The sequence below is a fragment of the Microvirga subterranea genome (genome assembly GCF_003350535.1).
Classification (GTDB): domain Bacteria; phylum Pseudomonadota; class Alphaproteobacteria; order Rhizobiales; family Beijerinckiaceae; genus Microvirga; species Microvirga subterranea.
Map to the genome: position 1 here is coordinate 454845 of NZ_QQBB01000004.1, position 16250 is coordinate 471094.

17 protein-coding genes are annotated in these 16250 nt (G+C 62.2%); 6 read left to right on the plus strand and 11 right to left on the minus strand.

All coding sequences use genetic code 11. The features are described from left to right. Positions 1-21 precede the first annotated feature (21 nt). From DES45_RS12965 to DES45_RS12980, 4 genes are read left to right on the plus strand one after another with little or no spacing between them, the layout of a single operon-like run. Positions 22-744 carry a PIG-L deacetylase family protein gene (locus DES45_RS12965; protein ID WP_114770410.1) on the plus strand — a complete coding sequence of 241 codons (723 nt, stop codon included), beginning with the start codon at positions 22-24 and terminating at the stop codon, positions 742-744. Next, a complete protein-coding gene (locus DES45_RS12970) occupies positions 741-1433 on the plus strand; it encodes a 4-carboxy-4-hydroxy-2-oxoadipate aldolase/oxaloacetate decarboxylase (RefSeq protein WP_114770411.1) in 693 nt (230 codons plus the stop codon). The genes DES45_RS12965 and DES45_RS12970 overlap by 4 nt, the downstream gene beginning before the upstream one ends. A gap of 33 nt (positions 1434-1466) precedes the next feature. Next, positions 1467-2300, plus strand: coding sequence for an NAD(P)-dependent oxidoreductase (locus DES45_RS12975; RefSeq protein WP_114770412.1), 834 nt, complete (start codon positions 1467-1469; stop codon positions 2298-2300). A 14-nt stretch (positions 2301-2314) separates the two neighbouring features. Beyond that, positions 2315-3277 carry a catechol 2,3-dioxygenase gene (locus tag DES45_RS12980; protein ID WP_114770413.1) on the plus strand — a complete coding sequence of 321 codons (963 nt, stop codon included), beginning with the start codon at positions 2315-2317 and terminating at the stop codon, positions 3275-3277. Positions 3278-3325: 48 nt separating this feature from the next. On the opposite strand, the gene DES45_RS12985 is transcribed toward DES45_RS12980, so the two are convergent. The 7 genes from DES45_RS12985 to DES45_RS13020 form a co-directional block, all read right to left on the minus strand. Beyond that, positions 3326-3541 (minus strand): hypothetical protein, encoded by a 216-nt coding sequence (locus DES45_RS12985; protein WP_114770414.1) that lies wholly within the window; start codon positions 3539-3541, stop codon positions 3326-3328. A 757-nt stretch (positions 3542-4298) separates the two neighbouring features. Then, positions 4299-5321, minus strand: coding sequence for a TRAP transporter substrate-binding protein (locus tag DES45_RS12995; RefSeq protein WP_210210209.1), 1023 nt, complete (start codon positions 5319-5321; stop codon positions 4299-4301). 137 nt (positions 5322-5458) lie between these two features. Next, complete coding sequence (locus DES45_RS13000; protein ID WP_114770416.1) at positions 5459-7345, minus strand: bifunctional sugar phosphate isomerase/epimerase/4-hydroxyphenylpyruvate dioxygenase family protein; 1887 nt, start codon at positions 7343-7345, stop codon at positions 5459-5461. Positions 7346-7427: 82 nt separating this feature from the next. Next, positions 7428-8444, minus strand: coding sequence for a TRAP transporter substrate-binding protein (locus DES45_RS13005; protein WP_114770417.1), 1017 nt, complete (start codon positions 8442-8444; stop codon positions 7428-7430). 75 nt (positions 8445-8519) lie between these two features. Beyond that, positions 8520-9800: a TRAP transporter large permease subunit gene (locus tag DES45_RS13010; protein WP_114770418.1), complete on the minus strand. Its 1281-nt coding sequence runs from the start codon at positions 9798-9800 to the stop codon at positions 8520-8522. Between the two features lie 9 nt (positions 9801-9809). After that, complete coding sequence (locus DES45_RS13015; protein ID WP_114770419.1) at positions 9810-10400, minus strand: TRAP transporter small permease; 591 nt, start codon at positions 10398-10400, stop codon at positions 9810-9812. Between the two features lie 48 nt (positions 10401-10448). Next, positions 10449-11414 (minus strand): shikimate dehydrogenase, encoded by a 966-nt coding sequence (locus DES45_RS13020; RefSeq protein WP_114770420.1) that lies wholly within the window; start codon positions 11412-11414, stop codon positions 10449-10451. Between the two features lie 280 nt (positions 11415-11694). On the opposite strand from DES45_RS13020, the gene DES45_RS13025 reads away from it, so the two are divergent. After that, positions 11695-12390, plus strand: a complete 696-nt coding sequence (locus tag DES45_RS13025; protein WP_114770421.1) for a TetR/AcrR family transcriptional regulator — start codon at positions 11695-11697, stop codon at positions 12388-12390. A 90-nt stretch (positions 12391-12480) separates the two neighbouring features. Then, entirely contained in the window at positions 12481-12930 is a 450-nt protein-coding gene (gene aroQ, locus DES45_RS13030; protein ID WP_114770422.1) for a type II 3-dehydroquinate dehydratase, read from the plus strand. A 33-nt stretch (positions 12931-12963) separates the two neighbouring features. Here aroQ and DES45_RS13035 read toward each other — a convergent pair whose 3' ends face one another. Genes DES45_RS13035 through DES45_RS13050 form a run of 4 tightly spaced genes read right to left on the minus strand, consistent with a single transcriptional unit; the run spans position 12964 to position 16249 of the window. Continuing rightward, entirely contained in the window at positions 12964-13314 is a 351-nt protein-coding gene (locus DES45_RS13035; protein ID WP_114770423.1) for a cupin domain-containing protein, read from the minus strand. 16 nt (positions 13315-13330) lie between these two features. After that, positions 13331-14089 (minus strand): 2-dehydro-3-deoxy-D-gluconate 5-dehydrogenase KduD, encoded by a 759-nt coding sequence (gene kduD, locus DES45_RS13040; protein ID WP_114770424.1) that lies wholly within the window; start codon positions 14087-14089, stop codon positions 13331-13333. A 9-nt stretch (positions 14090-14098) separates the two neighbouring features. Beyond that, complete coding sequence (gene kduI / locus DES45_RS13045; protein ID WP_114770425.1) at positions 14099-14935, minus strand: 5-dehydro-4-deoxy-D-glucuronate isomerase; 837 nt, start codon at positions 14933-14935, stop codon at positions 14099-14101. 33 nt (positions 14936-14968) lie between these two features. Next, positions 14969-16249, minus strand: a complete 1281-nt coding sequence (locus DES45_RS13050) for a TRAP transporter large permease (RefSeq protein WP_114770426.1) — start codon at positions 16247-16249, stop codon at positions 14969-14971. Position 16250: the final 1 nt, after the last annotated feature.

The following is a 16250-nucleotide window of genomic DNA, read 5'->3' on the forward strand; positions in this document are numbered from 1 at the left end:
ATTCTTCGCTTCGAGGCCTTTATGACTGCTGGAAAGACCGGACTTGTCGTCACCGCCCATCCGGGCGACTTCGTATGGCGTGCTGGCGGCGCCATCGCGCTACATGCCCGCAAGGGCTACCGCATGAAGATCGTCTGCCTCTCCTTCGGCGAGCGGGGAGAGAGCCAATGGGCGTGGAAGAAGGGCGACGTATCTCTCGCCGAGGTAAAGGCGCAGCGCCGCGAGGAAGCCGAGCGCGCCGCCGAGACCCTGGGGGCAGAGATCGAGTTCTTCGACGCTGGCGACTACCCGCTCCACACAACTCCCGAAATGCTTGAGCGACTGGTGGACATCTACCGGGAGCTGAAGCCGTCCTTCGTGCTCACGCACTCGCTCGAAGACCCTTACAATGTGGACCATCCCGAAGCGACACGCTTCGCGCAGGAAGCCCGCATCATCGCGCAGGCTGCGGGCCATAAGCCCAATCCGGATCTCACATACAATGCTCCGCCCGTCTTCCTGTTCGAGCCGCACCAGCCCGAGCAGTGCAACTACAAACCCAATGTGATCCTCAACATCGACGAGGTGTGGGAGACGAAGCGAAAGGCCTTCGAGATCCTCGCGGCCCAGAAGCACCTCTGGGACTACTACACCCGCGTGGCCCTCAACCGCGGCATGCAGGGCGGACGCAATTCCGGGCGGGCCATGACCTACGGCGAGGCTTACCAGAGAATCTTCCCCCAGATCGTGGAGGAGCTGGCATGAAGCCTGTCGTCGTCACCAACACGCCCCGCATCGATCAGAGCATCGTCGACCGCCTCGCGGAGCTCGGCACCGCCACGACCCATGAGGCCATGGGGCGCCTCGGCCTGATGAAGCCCTACATGCGGCCCATCTGGGCCGGCGCGCAGGTCGCCGGCAGCGCCGTCACGGTGCTGGCTCAGCCGGGCGACAACTGGATGCTTCATGTCGCCATCGAGCAGTGCCGTCCGGGCGACATTCTGGTGGTCGGCGTGACTGCCGACAACACCGACGGCATGTTCGGCGATCTTCTGGCCACCTCCCTCAAGGCGCGCGGCGCGGTCGGTCTCGTGATCGACGCCGGCGTGCGGGATGTGAAGACGCTAACCGAGATGGGCTTTCCCGTCTGGTCGCGGGCCGTCTCGGCCAAGGGCACGGTCAAGGCGACGCTCGGATCCGTCAACGTTCCGGTCGTCTGCGCCGGTGCGCTCGTGAAGCCGGGCGACGTGATCGTCGCCGACGACGACGGCGTCGTGGTCGTGCCGCGAAAGGAAGCCGCCGTAATCGCAGAGGCCGGCGAAGCACGGGTGGCGAACGAGGACACCAAGCGGGAGATCCTCGGCTCCGGTGTGCTCGGCCTCGACCTCTACAAGATGCGCGAGCCGCTGGCGAAGGCAGGGCTCGTCTATGTCGAGTACAAGGACGAGGACTGACGCGTCCGTCACCGTTCAGGATGATATGAACCCATGAGCCTTCAGATCGCCTTCATCGGCTACGGCGAAGTCGGCCAGCTCTTCTCGCGGCAGCTTCTCGCTAAACCAGGTGTCCGGATCGCCGCCTACGACATTCTCTTCGACAATCCGGACAAGGGGCCGGAGCTGAAGCGGCGCGCCTCCGGGAATGGCGTCGAAGCCGCCCACAGCGCTGCCGAGGCATGCCGTGGCGCCGACATCGTGATCTCGGCCGTGACAGCTGATTCCGCCGTGACGGCGGCCGAGCAGGCTGCGCCGCATCTTGGCCCATCCCAGACCTATATCGACCTCAACTCGATTTCGCCGGCGACGAAGCGCAAGGTCGCCGAACATGTCGGCCGGGGTGGCGCGAACTTCGTCGAATTCGCCGTCATGGCCCCGGTGAGCGGACCCGGCATCGAGGTTCCGATCCTCAGCGGGGGCGCGACGGCGGAGACCGTTTCAGAGACGCTGAATGCGCTAGGCATGAAGATCAAGCCGGTCAGCACCGAGATCGGCACGGCCTCCGCCAGCAAGCTCTGCCGCAGCATCGTCATCAAGGGCATGGAAGCCCTGATGGTCGACTTCACGCTCGCGTCGGAACGGGCCGGCGTCATGCCGGCCGTGCTGGAAAGCCTGAAGGCCTCCTATCCGGGCATGGACTGGGAGGGCGTCGCCAAGGTCATGATGTCCCGCGTGAAGCAGCACGGCATCCGCCGCGCGGCGGAAATGCGCGAGGCGAGCCGCATGATCCATGAACTCGGCCTCGACGGATCGCTCGCCAGCGCCATTGCCGACCGTCAGGAGAGCTACGCCAAGGAAGCCGGCAAAGCCCACGAGGCTTGCTGACAGGAACCGTGAAAATGCAAGCTGAACCCGTGCTGGACCTCGCCCATCTGGGCCATCTCGAACTCCTCACCCCGAAGCCGGAGGAGAGCCTTCGGTTCTTCGTCGATATTCTGGGCATGACCGAGAGCGGCCGGCAGGGCGATTCCGTCTATCTCCGGGGCTGGGACGATTACGAGCACCACACCCTCAAGCTGACCGCGTCGAAGAAACCGGGCATGGGCCACATGGCCTTCCGGGCCAGAAGCCCTCAGGCCCTGCAGCGCCGTGTCGCGGCGCTGAAAGGTTCAGGATACGATGTCGGCTGGAACGACGGCGATCTCGGCCACGGCCCGGCCTTCGTCTGCCGCGACCCGGACGGCCATGTGATCGAGCTCTATTACGAGACCGAGTGGTACGTCGCGCCGCCAGAATTGAAGCCGGCTTTGAAGAACCAGGCCCAGCGCTTTCCGGCGCGCGGCGTGAACGTGCGCCGCCTCGACCACCTGAACTGCCTGGCGTCCGATATCCGTGCCAATCGCCTGTTCTTCGAGGACTATCTCGGGTGCCGGCTGACGGAGCAGATCGTCATGAACGACGGCACCGAGGCGGGGATGTGGATGACGCTCACCAACAAGAGCTACGACTTCGCCTTTACCCGCGACCACACGGGCGCAAAAGGACGCTTCCACCACCTCACCTATGCCCTCGACAGTCGTGAGGAGATCCTTCGGGCCGCTGATATCTTCCTGGAGAACGGTGTTCCGATCGAATCCGGTCCCCATAAGCATGCCGTCCAGCAGACCTTCTTTCTCTACGTCTACGAGCCGGGCGGCAACCGGGTCGAAGTCTGCAATGCCGGCGCGCGGCTGATCCTCGCCCCCGACTGGAAGCCGATCGTCTGGACCGAGGAGGAGCGTAAGAAGGGCCAGGCGTGGGGCATGAAGACGGTCGAGTCCTTCCACACCTACGGGACGCCTCCCATCGAGGAGACAGAATGAACGGCCCCGTTCAGCCGGCCCATGGTCGCTGCGGCTGAATCCGGGCCTTTAACCGAAGAGTGGTCGCTCCTGCATGAACGAGACCCGGAGGCGAGAGGCCGCGGAACCAGCCTCGATCTCCCTAAGCTTTTCCTCGACCAGATCCGCCAGGACGCTCTTTGGGCTCAGGGCGCGCACTTGGCACACCGCCTCCTTCAGTTCATCCAGATCGGTGGGATGGATACCCGCTTTCTCTCGCAGGTCAGGTCCCTGTTCCGACGTCATTCATGTTCCTCCGCTTGAGCCGACGAAGCGGCGAATGAGCCCGTGTCGAACAGGGATGAAGGTAGGCTTGGCCGGATGCAGGCTGGATTGCGGGCAGATTACGGTTCTGTAATGCGACGCCCGCCATCCGACCTCAACGCCGGACAGGCGACCGATACTCTAAGCTTTTGCTCGGACGCATCTTTTCACGCAAAACCGGTTCCCACTTTTGCGTTCGATGCTCTAGTCAGTGCAGGACGATCAGCCAGCCGACCAATGTCAAGGGTGCGATGACGCCGAGGAGGAACGATAAAGCAGACTGGGTCATGGAAACCTCCTGCCTATCGATTAACCATACTAGACCTGCGGCTCGACCGCTGTGCGCGCCGTCACGCGGCGAGCCCATCAGACCACCTCAGTCCTGCGTCCTCCTCAGGGATGCGTCCGTCTTGCTTGGAGCATCATCGGATGTCGTCGCCTGACCGGAGCCTTTTCTCTTGCGCCATTTGTACATGAGCCAAGCCAAGCCGGACCCGAGAGCCGCCAACACGACAACCGCCGAGCTTGGATAGTCTCGAAAATTGATGCGAGCCGCCTCGTCGGAATCGTCGACACCGGCTTCCGGCTCGCTCTCGCGATCTTGCATCAAGGACTCCTCATCGAAGCGAGCCATTATATAGGACCCACAGCTGAGGCTTCCATCAGGCAGCCTCCAGAGAGGCTTGGCAAGGGCGAAACCGTGGTTGATTCCGCCCTTGGGCTGAAGGGGCCCTGCCCCTTACTTCTTGCCGGACCGGACCCGTTCGATCTCCGACATCATCTCGGTCGCGCTGTCCTTACCGAACTCCTCGGTGAACTTGTCGCGCACCGCCTTGGTCTTCTCGCGCAGCTTCGCCATCTCGTCGTCCGAAAGCGTCGTGACCTCCATGCCCTTCGCCTTGAGTTCTTCAAGGGCCGTCTTCTCGAAGTCGCGGATGGTCTTGCGTTCGAAGTCCTTCGCCTCGTTGGCAGCGTCGGTGATGAGCGCCTGCTCGTCCGGCGTCAGCTTGTCCCAGAAGCGCTTGCTCATGAGGAAAGCCCAGACGCTGTAGATGTGGTTGGACATCACCGTGTGCTTCTGCACCTCATAGAACTTGGAGGCCAGAATGGTGGCGAGGGGGTTCTCCTGACCGTCGATCGTCTTGGTTTCAAGCGCCGTATAGACCTCGGTGAACGGCATCGGCACCGCGTTGGCGCCCAGCTCCCGGAACGTGTCGATGAAGAGCGGGTTCTGGATGACGCGCAGCTTCAGGCCGGCGAAATCCTCCGCCTTGGTGATAGGGCGGCGGCTGTTGGTCACCTGGCGGAAGCCGTTCTCCCAGAAACCGAAGCCGATCAACCCCTTCTCTGGAAGCTTGGCCATCAGCTTCTGACCGAAGGGGCCGTCGAGGAGCGCATCCGCCTCCTGGCCATTCTGGAACAGGAACGGCAGGTTGATCAGGCCGAAATCCTTCAGGCCCGAAATCCCCACAAGGGTCGAGGTATCCGGGATCGTCATCTCCTGGGTGCCGCCCTGGAGCGCGGAGATCATCGTCACGTCGTTGCCGAGCGCACCGCCCGCGAAGAGCCGGACCTTGATCTTGCCGCCGCTCTTCTGGCTGACGATCTCGGCAAACCGCGCCACCGCCTGCCCTTGCGGATGGTCCGCGCTCAGGCCGATCCCGACCTTGATGGTCCGGTCACGGATGTCGGCTGCGTGAGCGGTTGAGATTGCGAACAGGCCCGCCAGAAGCGACGAGGCCACGAGTCTTCCAAGCACCATGATATCCTCCATGTAACGATCGCGGCGGATCTCAGCCGCCAAACTTTGGTGTTGCACGTCCTTGGCGTTTCTCCGGCCTTGGACAGTCGAATTCCCGTCTCCGTTTCTGCGGTGCTCCGGGAAGTGGAATCGGGCGCTCAAATGCGCGGCATGCCCGGACTTGGCGCGAGACGCGTCTGGGCCGCCAGCCGGATCGGCGCGTTCACAGCCCCGAAGCCGCGGTAGCCGCGGCGCTGTACGATTTCGAAGAAGAAGCCGCCTTCCAAAGATTTCGTGTAGGCCTGAAAATATTCGGCGGAGCCGTCGACGTCGTAGAGGATGCTGGCCTCCCGCAACCGGTCGATCTGATCGGGCGGGAGGTCCGTACGCGCCTCCAGGTCGTCATAGTAGTTCTCGGGGATCGGCAGCAGCGCGACCCCACGCTCACGAAGCCGCTCCACCGTTGCGAAGATGTCGGTGGTCGCAAGTGCTATGTGCTGGACCCCCGATCCGAACATGTCGGTGAGGAACCGCGAGGCCTGCGTGTGACGGCTCAAGGACGCGTTGAGCGCCAGCCGGAATCTCCCGTCCTCGGTTTCCACCACTTGGCTCTGCACGACGCCGCCCGGGTCCATCACGTTTTGCACGGGCGACTTCCGCACGTCGAACAGGGCGACATAGAAGAGGAGCCACGTCAGCATCTCCTCGTAATGCATCGACTGGGACAGGTGATCATAGGCAACGAGACCCGCTCCTTCATCCTCGGCGCCGGTCACCGCGTTGAAGTCCGCCTCCCATAGCCTGTCGAGGCCACTTTTGTGATCGACGAAATAGACCAGACTGCCGCCGAGGCCGCGGACCGCCGGAATGTCGAGCTCGCCCGGGCCGACCGCCTGGCGGAAGGGCTGATCCAGAAGCTTGACGGCCCGATCGACGGTGGCCGCCGCATCGTCGACCCGGAGCGCAACGGCGCAGACCGATGGACCATGGGTAATGTTGAAGGAGTGGGCGAAGCCTTCCTTCTCGCAATTGACCACGATATTGATGTCGCCCTGCCGCCACCGTGTGACGTCTTTTGAGCGGTGGATTCCAGCCCTTACGAAGCCCAGCCCCTGCAGGACATGCTCGAACGCCTTGACATTGCGCTCGTCCATGGCGAATTCGACGAACTCCACTCCATGGCAGACCGCGCGCGGCGGCAGGTCGGGTAGGTCCGGAACCGGGAGGCCCGTACGGCGCTGGAGCTGATCAAGCATGAAGAGCAGAGACCGTTGCCCATCCACCGCAACACTGCGGGCGGAGCCGGCGCGGAACCGGTCGTTGAAGATCTCAAGCGAAAGGAGACCATCGAATCCCGTGGCCTGTAGAGCCTCCATGAAATCGTCGACGGCGAGGTCGCCCTGCCCCGGGAAGCATCGGTAATGGCGGCTCCAGGACAGGTAATCCATGTCGAGCAGAGGAGCGTCGGCGATCTGCACGAGGAAGATACGGTCCCGCGGGATGGAGCGGATTGCGTCCAGGGGAGTCTTCCGCACGAGGGCGTGAAAGGAGTCTAGCACGAGGCCGATGGACTGATGATCTGCGCGGCGCACCACCTCCCAGGCATCGCGGTAATCGTTGATGTGCCTGCCCCAGGCAAGAGCCTCGAAGCCGACCCGAATGCCGCGCTTGGCTGCGCGTTCGCCGAGTTCCTGGAAATCCGCCGCCGCGCGGTCGATGCCTCCCAGCGAATGAGGCGAGACATTGCTGCACACGAGCAGGAGGTCGCAGCCCAGTTCCTGCATCAGGTCGAACTTACGTTCGGCACGATCGAAGACGCGCGTCCTCTGCGGCTCCGGCATGCCCTCGAAGTCGCGGAACGGCTGGAACGTGATTGTCCTGAGGCCCAAATCCGCAATCATGCGGCGCACGTCGGTGGGTGTGCCGTTGAAGGACAGGAGGTCGTTCTCGAAGATTTCGACGCCCTTGAACCGAGCGGCCGCGATGGCCTGGAGCTTCTCGTCCAGGGTGCCGCTCAACGAAACGGTGGCAATGGCGGTCTGCACAGCTTCAGCCTTCCATCTTAACGGCCGTTCGAAACGACGGGTAACGGCCGACCGCTCCTGCGAACGGTCAGCCATCGGCATATCAGCGCTTGGCGCGCGCCTTCTCGACCTCGGCGAAGAGCTGCTTGACGGTCGCCTCATCCGCTTCCTTGGCGAACTTGTCCGTAACGGGCTTCACCTTGTCGCGCAGGCGGGCAATCTCCTCGGGCGGGAGCTCCGTCAGCTGCATGCCCTGGGCCTTCAGCTGTTCAATCGCCTTGGCTTCCGCATCGCGCGAGATCTGACGCTGGAAGGTTTTGGCCTCGGCAGCGGCCTCCTCGATCACCTTCCGCTCTTCCGGGTCGAAGCGGTCCCACACCCGCTTGCTGAAGATCACGATCTGCGGGTTGTAGACGTGGCGGGTGAAGGTCAGATACTTCTGCACCTCGGCAAATTTCGAGGTCTGAATCACGGTTGCGGGATTTTCCTGGCCGTCGACCGTCTTCTGCTCGAGGGCCGTGTAGAGCTCCGGGAACGGAAGCGGCACGGAATTGGCACCGAGCGTGTTGAAGAGATCGATATAGATCGGTGATTGCAGGACTCGGATCTTGAGCCCCTGGATATCCTCGAGTTTGGTGACAGGTCGGCGGCTGTTGGTCAGATTGCGGAATCCGAGATCCCAGTAGCCGAGCCCGACAAGATTCTTCGGCGCCAGTGTCTCTGCCAGTTTCTGCCCGAAAGGACCGTCAGTGACGGCGTCCGCCTCCTTCGGGTTCTCGAACAGGAACGGCAGGTCGAACAATCCGAACTCCTTCACCTGACCGACAAGAAGGCCTGCGTTCAGAACCGTCATGTCGATGGTGCCGCCTTGGAGAGCGGAAACCGTCTGCAGGTCGCCGCCGAGCTGGCCGCTCGGAAACAAGCGCACCTTCATCTTGCCGCCGCTCTTCTGCTCGACGAGCTCGGCGAACCTCTTCGCTCCCTGTCCTTGTGGGTGCTCCTGGGCGTTCTGGAACGCGAACCGGATCGTGTGCTCCTTGATCTCGGCACTGGCTGATCCCGGCAGCAGGAACGCCGTGCCCATGAGCATGCCGGCAAGGATTGTCTTGAGACCCTTCATAACCCTTCTCTCCTTCTTTGACGTTTCCTCGGAGTGCCGTTCTCTTACGGCCTTGTTGTTGCGGGCTTTGCCCGGTCAGCCCCCGAACCACTTGGCCGGCCCGGTGACGAGAATCGGGAACATGACCATAAGGAACAGGACGATGAGCTGCGCCAGCATGAACGGCCACACACCCTTGATGATGTCGTCCATGCTGATCTTGGAGACGCCGGCGACGACGTTCAGCACCGTTCCGACGGGCGGCGTGATCAACCCGATGGCATTGTTGACGATGAAGAGGACGCCGAAATAGACCGGGTCGATGCCGGCCGCCTTGATGACCGGCATCAGGATCGGCGTCAGGATCAAGATCGTGGGCGTCATATCCATGGCGGTGCCGATGATCACGACCAGGATCATGATGACCAAGAGCAGAAGCGTCTGGTTGTCCATGAAGGGTTGCAGCATATCGACGAGCGTCGTGGCGACCTCCGAGACCGTGATGAGCCAGGACGATACGAGCGCGGCCGCCACGAGGAACATCACCACGCTGGTCGTCAGCGCTGCCGAGACGAACACCGCATAGAGCTCGGAGATCTTGAGCTCCCGGTAGATGAACAGCGCGACGAAAAGTGCGTACACCGCGGCTACGACGCCAGCCTCCGTCGGGGTAAACACCCCGAATTTAAGGCCGAAGAGCACGATGGCGGGCAGGATCAGCGCCCAAATTCCATCGACGAGCGCCTTCATGATATCCTTTGCCGATTGCCTCGGCGGGCTCTCGACATTCTCATTGCGCACGATCCACCACCACGCGAGGGCCACGCCGAGTCCGAGAAGGATCCCGGGGACGATGCCGGCCAGGAACAGCTTCGTGATCGAGACGCCGCCGACGACGCCGAACACGACGAAGCCGATGCTGGGAGGAATCACAGGCGCAATGATGCCGGAGGCGGCGATGAGGCCACCCGCATGAGCCTTGTTGTGACCGGCCCGGACCATCATCGGCACCAACAGAGCCGACAGGGCGGCCGCATCGGCAACCGCGGAGCCCGACAAAGCGGCAAGGAACACGGCGGCCAGGATGGCCACGTAACCGAGACCGCCTCTGACGTGCCCCACCAACGCAAGCGCCAGATTGACGAGGCGCTTGGACAGCCCCCCGACGTTCATGATTTCGCCAGCAAGCATGAAGAACGGCACGGCCAGAAGCGGGAAGCTGTCGGCCCCGTTGATGACGTTCTGGGCGACGATCTGCGAGTCGAAGATGTCGACGTAGTACATCAGCGCTATGCCGCTGATGAGCAGGGCATAGGCGATCGGCATGCCGATCGCCATGGTTCCAAGGAGGGAGGCGGTGAAGACTGTGAGGACCATGGCGCTCTCCTACCTGCCCTGTGCCGGAACGTTCGTAAGCGCCTCTCGACCATCTCGCTTACCTAGCTCGTGCTGGAGCGCGTCGAGTTCCTCCTGCTCCTCCGACTCTTTGACCATAATGAGTTCCTCGTCGGAAAGCTTGCCGGTCACAGTTTTATAGAGCTGGACCAGCAGGATCAGGCCGGTGGAGACGCCGAACACGATCCCGACTCCATAGAACCAGCCGGTCGACAATCCGGACGCCGGTGCGGCTACATCCCAGTTGATGAGGGTCTGCTGCCAGCTTCCTTCGGCAAGGAGCCACGTGGCGTAGAGCATGAGGATCTGGCTCACGATCAAGCAGGCTCGCTTGGCCCAACTTGGGAGGTGCTTCACCAGACTGTCCACGCCGAGATGCCCATGCTCGCGCATGGCCACGATGGCCCCCAGGAAGGTGAGCCACACGAACAGCCAGCGCGAGACCTCCTCGGAAACCGTGATGCCCGAGTTGAAGCCGTAGCGCAGAACCACGTTGCCGAAGACGAGCACCACCATGATCGCCAGGAAGAGGGCGATCAGGACCTTCAGCAGCTTGAAGTAGCCTTCCACGATCATGTTCATTGGCGTTTCCTCTGTCCGGCGCCCCTGTTCTTGTTGTTGGGAGACGCGCTACATCGATTGAAAATGTCGCCTCATTCGTTCCGGGTCAGGCTCCATCCCTGTGAAGAGACGGAATGCGCCGACGGCTTGGAAAACCGCCATTCCGCCCCCGCCCATGGTTCGGCAACCAAGTGCGCGCGCATTCCGGAGCAGTTCCGTCTCGAGAGGGAAATAGACGATGTCGGCCACCCACAGACCTGCGCGCAGCAACTCAGCCGGCAGCACCATCCCGGGGTGCTTGGCCATTCCGACTGGTGTGGTGTTCACGATCCCGTCCGCGTCCGCCACCGCCTGCGGAAGGTCTGCGACGGCGGCGGCCCGTCCTGGGCCAAAACGCCGGCAAAGCTCCTCAGCGAGGCGATCTGCGCGCCCTTGATCCGTATCGGCAATATCAATCCGTCCGGTTCCCAGGGTCAGCAAGGCATGAGCCACGGCCGCCCCCGCCCCCCCAGCGCCGAACTGCACCACGCATTCGCGTGCAACGTCCGAAAGATCATGCCTGAAGCTCTCCGCAAAGCCCCACCAGTCCGTGTTGTGACCAACGCTTCGTCCATCCTGGAACACGACGGTGTTCACGGCCCCTAGGGCTCGTGCATCTGCGGTCAAATCGTCGAGAAGAGGAAGGATCGCCTGTTTGCAAGGATAAGTGATGTTGAGCCCCGAATAGCCCATGCGCTGCGCGGCCGTCACGAGTTCCGGCAGGCATTCCGGACCGAGCCCCAAAGCGTCAAGATCGATGAGCTTATAGATATAGCGCAATCCCTGCTCAGCCCCCTCGCGCTCGTGCATTGCAGGCGTACGAGACGCCTGAATGCCGGCGCCGATCAGGCCGCTGAGGACCGGGCGAGCCGATGCATATCGAACTGCAAAGCTCTGGTGCACCGCTTTTCCGCCCCCGCCCGAATCCGCTGGGTGGAACAGAACGTTGCCCAAACCGGACAAGGGGTCGGCGCGCCGCGTGCCATCGTGAGCCATGGCCTTGACGTCCTTCTCGGTCTCCCGTCGTCCACAACGGGCAGTTTCCTCAATATCGCTTGGGATTGGGGCTTTTTGTTCGACGCAGCTCTTTGCATCCCGAAGCTGCAATATTAATGTACGAACTAGTTAGTTTGGTCAACTCCGGTTGCAGACGTTTTTTCGCTGTTCCATTGTCATCGGGTAAGCAACAGAATTCCGCGAAGCTGATCCGACGCACGGCAGTGGAGGCGATTGGAGGGAGGAATGAGTGAGCGCCAAAGCTAAGCTTCGACGCGAGATGTCTGCTGGCTCGCCCTCCTCAAGCAGCCTGGGCGACTCACTGGCCCGCCAGGTTGGATCGAAGCGTACGACCCCGGGGCGCGGACATGATCCGGAGCTGACCCGCCAGAACATCCTTGCAGTGGCCACCAAAGAATTTGCCGAGAAGGGCTATAGCGGAGCCCGTGTCGACGAGATCGCTGCCCGAACGAACACCAGCAAGCGAATGATCTATTACTACTTCGGGGACAAGGAAGGCTTGTTCGTCACGGTGCTCGAGGAAGCCTATCGACGCATCCGACAGATCGAGGCCACCCTCGACCTTGCCCATCTCGAACCCGAGGATGCGATCCGGGCGCTCGTCGGCTTCACCTTCGACTACCAGAATTCGAACGAGGACTTCATCCGGCTCGTGATGGTGGAGAACATCCACCAGGGTGTTCATCTGGCCCGCTCACGCGCAATCCAGGATCTGAACGTCTCCGTCATTCATACGCTTCGCGACATTTACGACCGCGGTGTCAGCCAAGATCTGTTCCGGAAAGGCATCGACGAGATCGACCTGCACATGACCATCAGTGCCCTATGCTTCTTCAATGTCTCGAACCGGGCAACGTTCTCCCAGATCTTTAAGCGGGACATGACCGCTCCGGAGATGCTGGCGAAACGACGGGAGACGGTGATCGAGACCGTGATACGCTATCTCAAAAAATGACGCTGTCGGACCCGGCGCTACGCCCCGCGGCGAAGCGGCCGAGTGCAAGAGGCCAGAGATTGCGCCATGAACCGACGGGAGACCCCATCAATGAGCCGCCTCGTCTATGTCCTGAACGGCCCGAACCTAAATCTGCTCGGCAAACGCCAGCCAGCGATCTACGGCTACGAAACTCTTGCCGATGTCGAGGCGGACTGCCGACGTGCCGCAGGGGAGCTTAAGCTCGAGATCGAGTTTCACCAGAGCAATGCGGAGCACCAGATCATCGACTGGATTCATGAGGCGCGGGAACGGGCCGGCGGCATCGTCATCAACCCCGCTGCCTTCACTCATACCTCAGTGGCGATCCTCGATGCACTCAATGCCTGCGAATTCCCGATCATCGAGGTCCACATTTCCAATGTGCACAGGCGGGAATCCTTCCGGCATCACTCCTACGTGTCTCTCGTCGCATCCGGTGTCATCGCTGGCTTCGGAACGCAGGGCTATACGCTCGCCATTCAGCGCATCGCCCGACTGATCGACGAAGATCAAAGATAATTCACCGGCACGCAGAAAGCTTGGAGCGCCTCCTTACTCCGAAGCGGGGACGAAGTCGTCGCGCATCGGAGTGAAGACGTCGAGTAGAATCCCGGCCTCGACCGCAACGGCGCCGTGGACGGCATCGGGCGGGACAAGGAAGCTATCTCCCTGACGCAGGCGCTCGGTCCGGCCTGCGATCGTGACGTCGAACACGCCCTCTTCCACCAGGCTGCACTGAATGTGCGGATGCGAGTGCGCGGCTCCCACCGCGCCCGCCTCGAAGGCGACGCGCACCATCATCACACCGGTGTCATAGGTCAGCACCTTGCGCCGGATGCCCTCGCCTGCCGGCACCCACGGGCACTCTTCGTCGAAGGCAAAAGGCCGTCCCTTGCGATTCATGGGTCCTCCCGAAAGTCTAGCGCGCGAGCCAGCCGCCATCAACGGGCAGCACGATGCCGTGGACGTAGTCCGCTGCGGCGGAGGCCAGGAAGACTGCCGCGCCACCCAAATCCCCTGGGTCGCCCCAGCGTCCAGCCGGGATGCGGCCCAGGATCTCGCTGCTGCGCTTCGGGTCATCGCGAAGAGCCTCCGTATTGTTGGTGACGAAGTACCCGGGCGCAATGGCGTTGACGTTGATGCCCTTGGCGGCCCACTCACAGGCAAGAAGACGTGTCAGTCCTGCCAACCCGCTCTTGCTTGCCGTGTAGGATGGAATGCGAATGCCTCCCTGGAACGACAGGAGCGAGGCGATGTTGATGATCTTGCCGCCCAGCCCGTCTGCCAGCATCGTCCGAGCCGCGGCCTGGGTCAGGAAGAAGGTGGACTTGAGATTGACGTTCATCACGTCGTCCCAGTCCTTCTCCGAGAAGTCGATAGCGTCCGCACGCCGGATGATGCCTGCATTATTGACGAGGATGTCGATGCGTCCTCCCCCCGCCACAGCTTCGGCCACGGTGCGCTCGATCGGTTCGAGGCTCGACAGATCCGCCTGCACGGCGTGGAACGCGACACCGGCCTCGCGGCACAGGCGTTCCGTCTCGTCCATGGCAGAGCGTCCGACGGCCACGATGCCCGCTCCAGCTTCGGCGAGCGCAACCGCGATGGATCGACCGAGACCCGTATTGGCCCCGGTCACGACGGCGGTCTTGCCGGTCAGATCAAAGGGATTCTTCATGATGCAGCCTCATCGCAGTGCGTCCATGGGCACCATGTCCATGTCCGTGAAGTCCTGGTTGTCTCCGCCCATGGCCCAAACGAAGGTATAGTTGCTGGTGCCCACGCCCGAATGGATCGACCAGCCGGGCGAGAGGATAGCCTGCTCGTTGGCGACCACGAGGTGCTTGGTCTCGTCTGGTTCGCCCATGAAGTGGAACACGCGGGTGTCGGGTTTCATGTCGAAGTAGACATAGACCTCTGAGCGCCTATCGTGCACGTGGGCCGGCATGGTGTTCCACATGCTGCCCGGCTTCAGCTGGGTCATGCCGAGCACGAGTTGCGCCGAACGGCACACCTCCGGATGAATCATCTGGTAAATGGTGCGAACATTCCCGTTGGCTGCGTCGCCGAGATCGACCCGCCGCGCGCGGTCGAGGCCGATCTTGACGGTGTCGAAGCGGGCATGGGCGGGGGTGCTGATCAGATAGAACTTGGCTGGCTGCTCCGGTTCGGCGGATTCGAAGCGGACCTCGCGGATGCCCATGGCCACATAGAGCGCATCGCGGGGCGCAAGCTCGTGTACCTGCCCATCGGTATGAACGCGGCCTGCGCCGCCCAGGTTGACGACGCCGAGCTCACGGCGGTCGAGAAAGTTCGGAGATCCGATCTGCTTGTGCGACTCCAGCGTGAGCGGCTCCGCTCCTGGAGTTGCGCCCCCCACGACGAGCCGGTCGATATGGCTGTAGGTGAGCTTGACCTGCCCTGGGACGAACAGCTCCTCGATCAGGAAATGACGACGCAGCTCCTCAGTGCTGAAACGACTGACGGCTTCGGGGTGGCACACCTGCCGGACTTCGATGGTCATTGGTACCTCTTGATCAGGGCGAATGAAAAACGCTCAGCGGAACATGGCCGGAAGCCAGAGCGACAGAGCAGGCACATAGGTCACAAGAAGGAGCACGAAGACGCTCGCGCCGAGAAACGGCCAGATCGTCCTCATGGCCTCACCGATCGTAATCTTCCCGACTGCGCAGCCGACGAACAGGACCGATCCTACGGGCGGCGTATTGAGGCCGATGCCGGCATTGAGGATCAGGATCACCCCAAAATGAACCGGGTCGATTCCGAAAGCCTTGATCACCGGCAGGAAGATCGGCGTGCAGATGATGATCATCGGCGCCATATCCATGAAGGTTCCGAGCACCAGCAAGATGACGTTGATGAGGAGCAATACGACGATCGGATTGTCCGAGACGGTCTTCATCAAGGCGATGGTCGCCTGAGGCACCTGAAGAAAGGCCATGAGCCAGCCAAAGGCGCTCGCTGTTCCGATGACGAGGAGCACCATCGCGGTCGTGCGCACCGCTCCTAGCGTCGCCTCGACGAAGCCGCTCCAGTCGAGCTCACGATACACGAAGAGCGTCACGAGGAGGGCGTAGATCACCGCGATGCACGAACTCTCTGCCGCCGTGAACACCCCGGAGCGCACGCCGCCGAAGATGATGAAGATCAGCAGAATTCCGGGAACAGCCGCGACGAAGAAGTAGGCGAGCATCCTGAAGCCAGGGAACGGATCGGCCGGATAGCCGCGGCGCACCGCGACCACATAGGCCGCGACCATGAGTGCAGCCGCCAGCAGAATGCCTGGGACAACGCCCGCCGTGAACAGATCCGCCACGGAGATCGTGCCACCTGCCGCGATCGAATAGATGATCATGTTGTGCGACGGCGGGATGAGCAACGCGATAATGGCCGAATTGACCGTTACATTCACGCTGTAGTCCTTTGCGTACCCGCGTTTCTCCATCTGCGGGATCATGATGCCTCCGATCGCGGACGCATCCGCGATGGCGGACCCGGAGATTCCGCCGAACAGGGTCGAGGCGACGACGTTGACTTGGCCCAGCCCGCCGCGCAGGTGCCCGACGAATCCTGCCGCCAACCGAATGAGCCGGTCGGCGATGCCACCGCGCATCATGAGATCGCCGGCGTAGATGAAGAACGGAATCGCCATCATGGCGAAGGCATTCATGCCTGAATTGAGCTGCTGAAACACGACGATGGGCGGAAGCCCCATGTAGAGAACGGTCGCCAGAGACGCGATGCCGAGGCAGAACGCGACCGGCGTGCCGATCAGCAGGAGCAGCGTGAAGACCCCGAAGAGTACCCAGACCTCCATG

Excerpts from the sequence above, each read along its gene's own strand:
- DES45_RS12985 (WP_114770414.1), bottom strand. The coding sequence starts at position 3,541 with ATGACGTCGGAACAGGGACCTGACCTGCGAGAGAAAGCGGGTATCCAT.
- kduI (WP_114770425.1), bottom strand. The coding sequence starts at position 14,935 with ATGACCATCGAAGTCCGGCAGGTGTGCCACCCCGAAGCCGTCAGTCGT.
- DES45_RS13005 (WP_114770417.1), bottom strand. The coding sequence starts at position 8,444 with ATGAAGGGTCTCAAGACAATCCTTGCCGGCATGCTCATGGGCACGGCG.
- DES45_RS13025 (WP_114770421.1), top strand. The coding sequence starts at position 11,695 with ATGTCTGCTGGCTCGCCCTCCTCAAGCAGCCTGGGCGACTCACTGGCC.
- DES45_RS12995 (WP_210210209.1), bottom strand. The coding sequence starts at position 5,321 with ATGGTGCTTGGAAGACTCGTGGCCTCGTCGCTTCTGGCGGGCCTGTTC.
- DES45_RS12980 (WP_114770413.1), top strand. The coding sequence starts at position 2,315 with ATGCAAGCTGAACCCGTGCTGGACCTCGCCCATCTGGGCCATCTCGAA.
- DES45_RS13050 (WP_114770426.1), bottom strand. The coding sequence starts at position 16,249 with ATGGAGGTCTGGGTACTCTTCGGGGTCTTCACGCTGCTCCTGCTGATC.
- DES45_RS13010 (WP_114770418.1), bottom strand. The coding sequence starts at position 9,800 with ATGGTCCTCACAGTCTTCACCGCCTCCCTCCTTGGAACCATGGCGATC.
- kduD (WP_114770424.1), bottom strand. The coding sequence starts at position 14,089 with ATGAAGAATCCCTTTGATCTGACCGGCAAGACCGCCGTCGTGACCGGG.
- DES45_RS12975 (WP_114770412.1), top strand. The coding sequence starts at position 1,467 with ATGAGCCTTCAGATCGCCTTCATCGGCTACGGCGAAGTCGGCCAGCTC.
- DES45_RS13035 (WP_114770423.1), bottom strand. The coding sequence starts at position 13,314 with ATGAATCGCAAGGGACGGCCTTTTGCCTTCGACGAAGAGTGCCCGTGG.
- DES45_RS13015 (WP_114770419.1), bottom strand. The coding sequence starts at position 10,400 with ATGAACATGATCGTGGAAGGCTACTTCAAGCTGCTGAAGGTCCTGATC.
- DES45_RS12965 (WP_114770410.1), top strand. The coding sequence starts at position 22 with ATGACTGCTGGAAAGACCGGACTTGTCGTCACCGCCCATCCGGGCGAC.
- DES45_RS13020 (WP_114770420.1), bottom strand. The coding sequence starts at position 11,414 with ATGGCTCACGATGGCACGCGGCGCGCCGACCCCTTGTCCGGTTTGGGC.
- DES45_RS12970 (WP_114770411.1), top strand. The coding sequence starts at position 741 with ATGAAGCCTGTCGTCGTCACCAACACGCCCCGCATCGATCAGAGCATC.
- aroQ (WP_114770422.1), top strand. The coding sequence starts at position 12,481 with ATGAGCCGCCTCGTCTATGTCCTGAACGGCCCGAACCTAAATCTGCTC.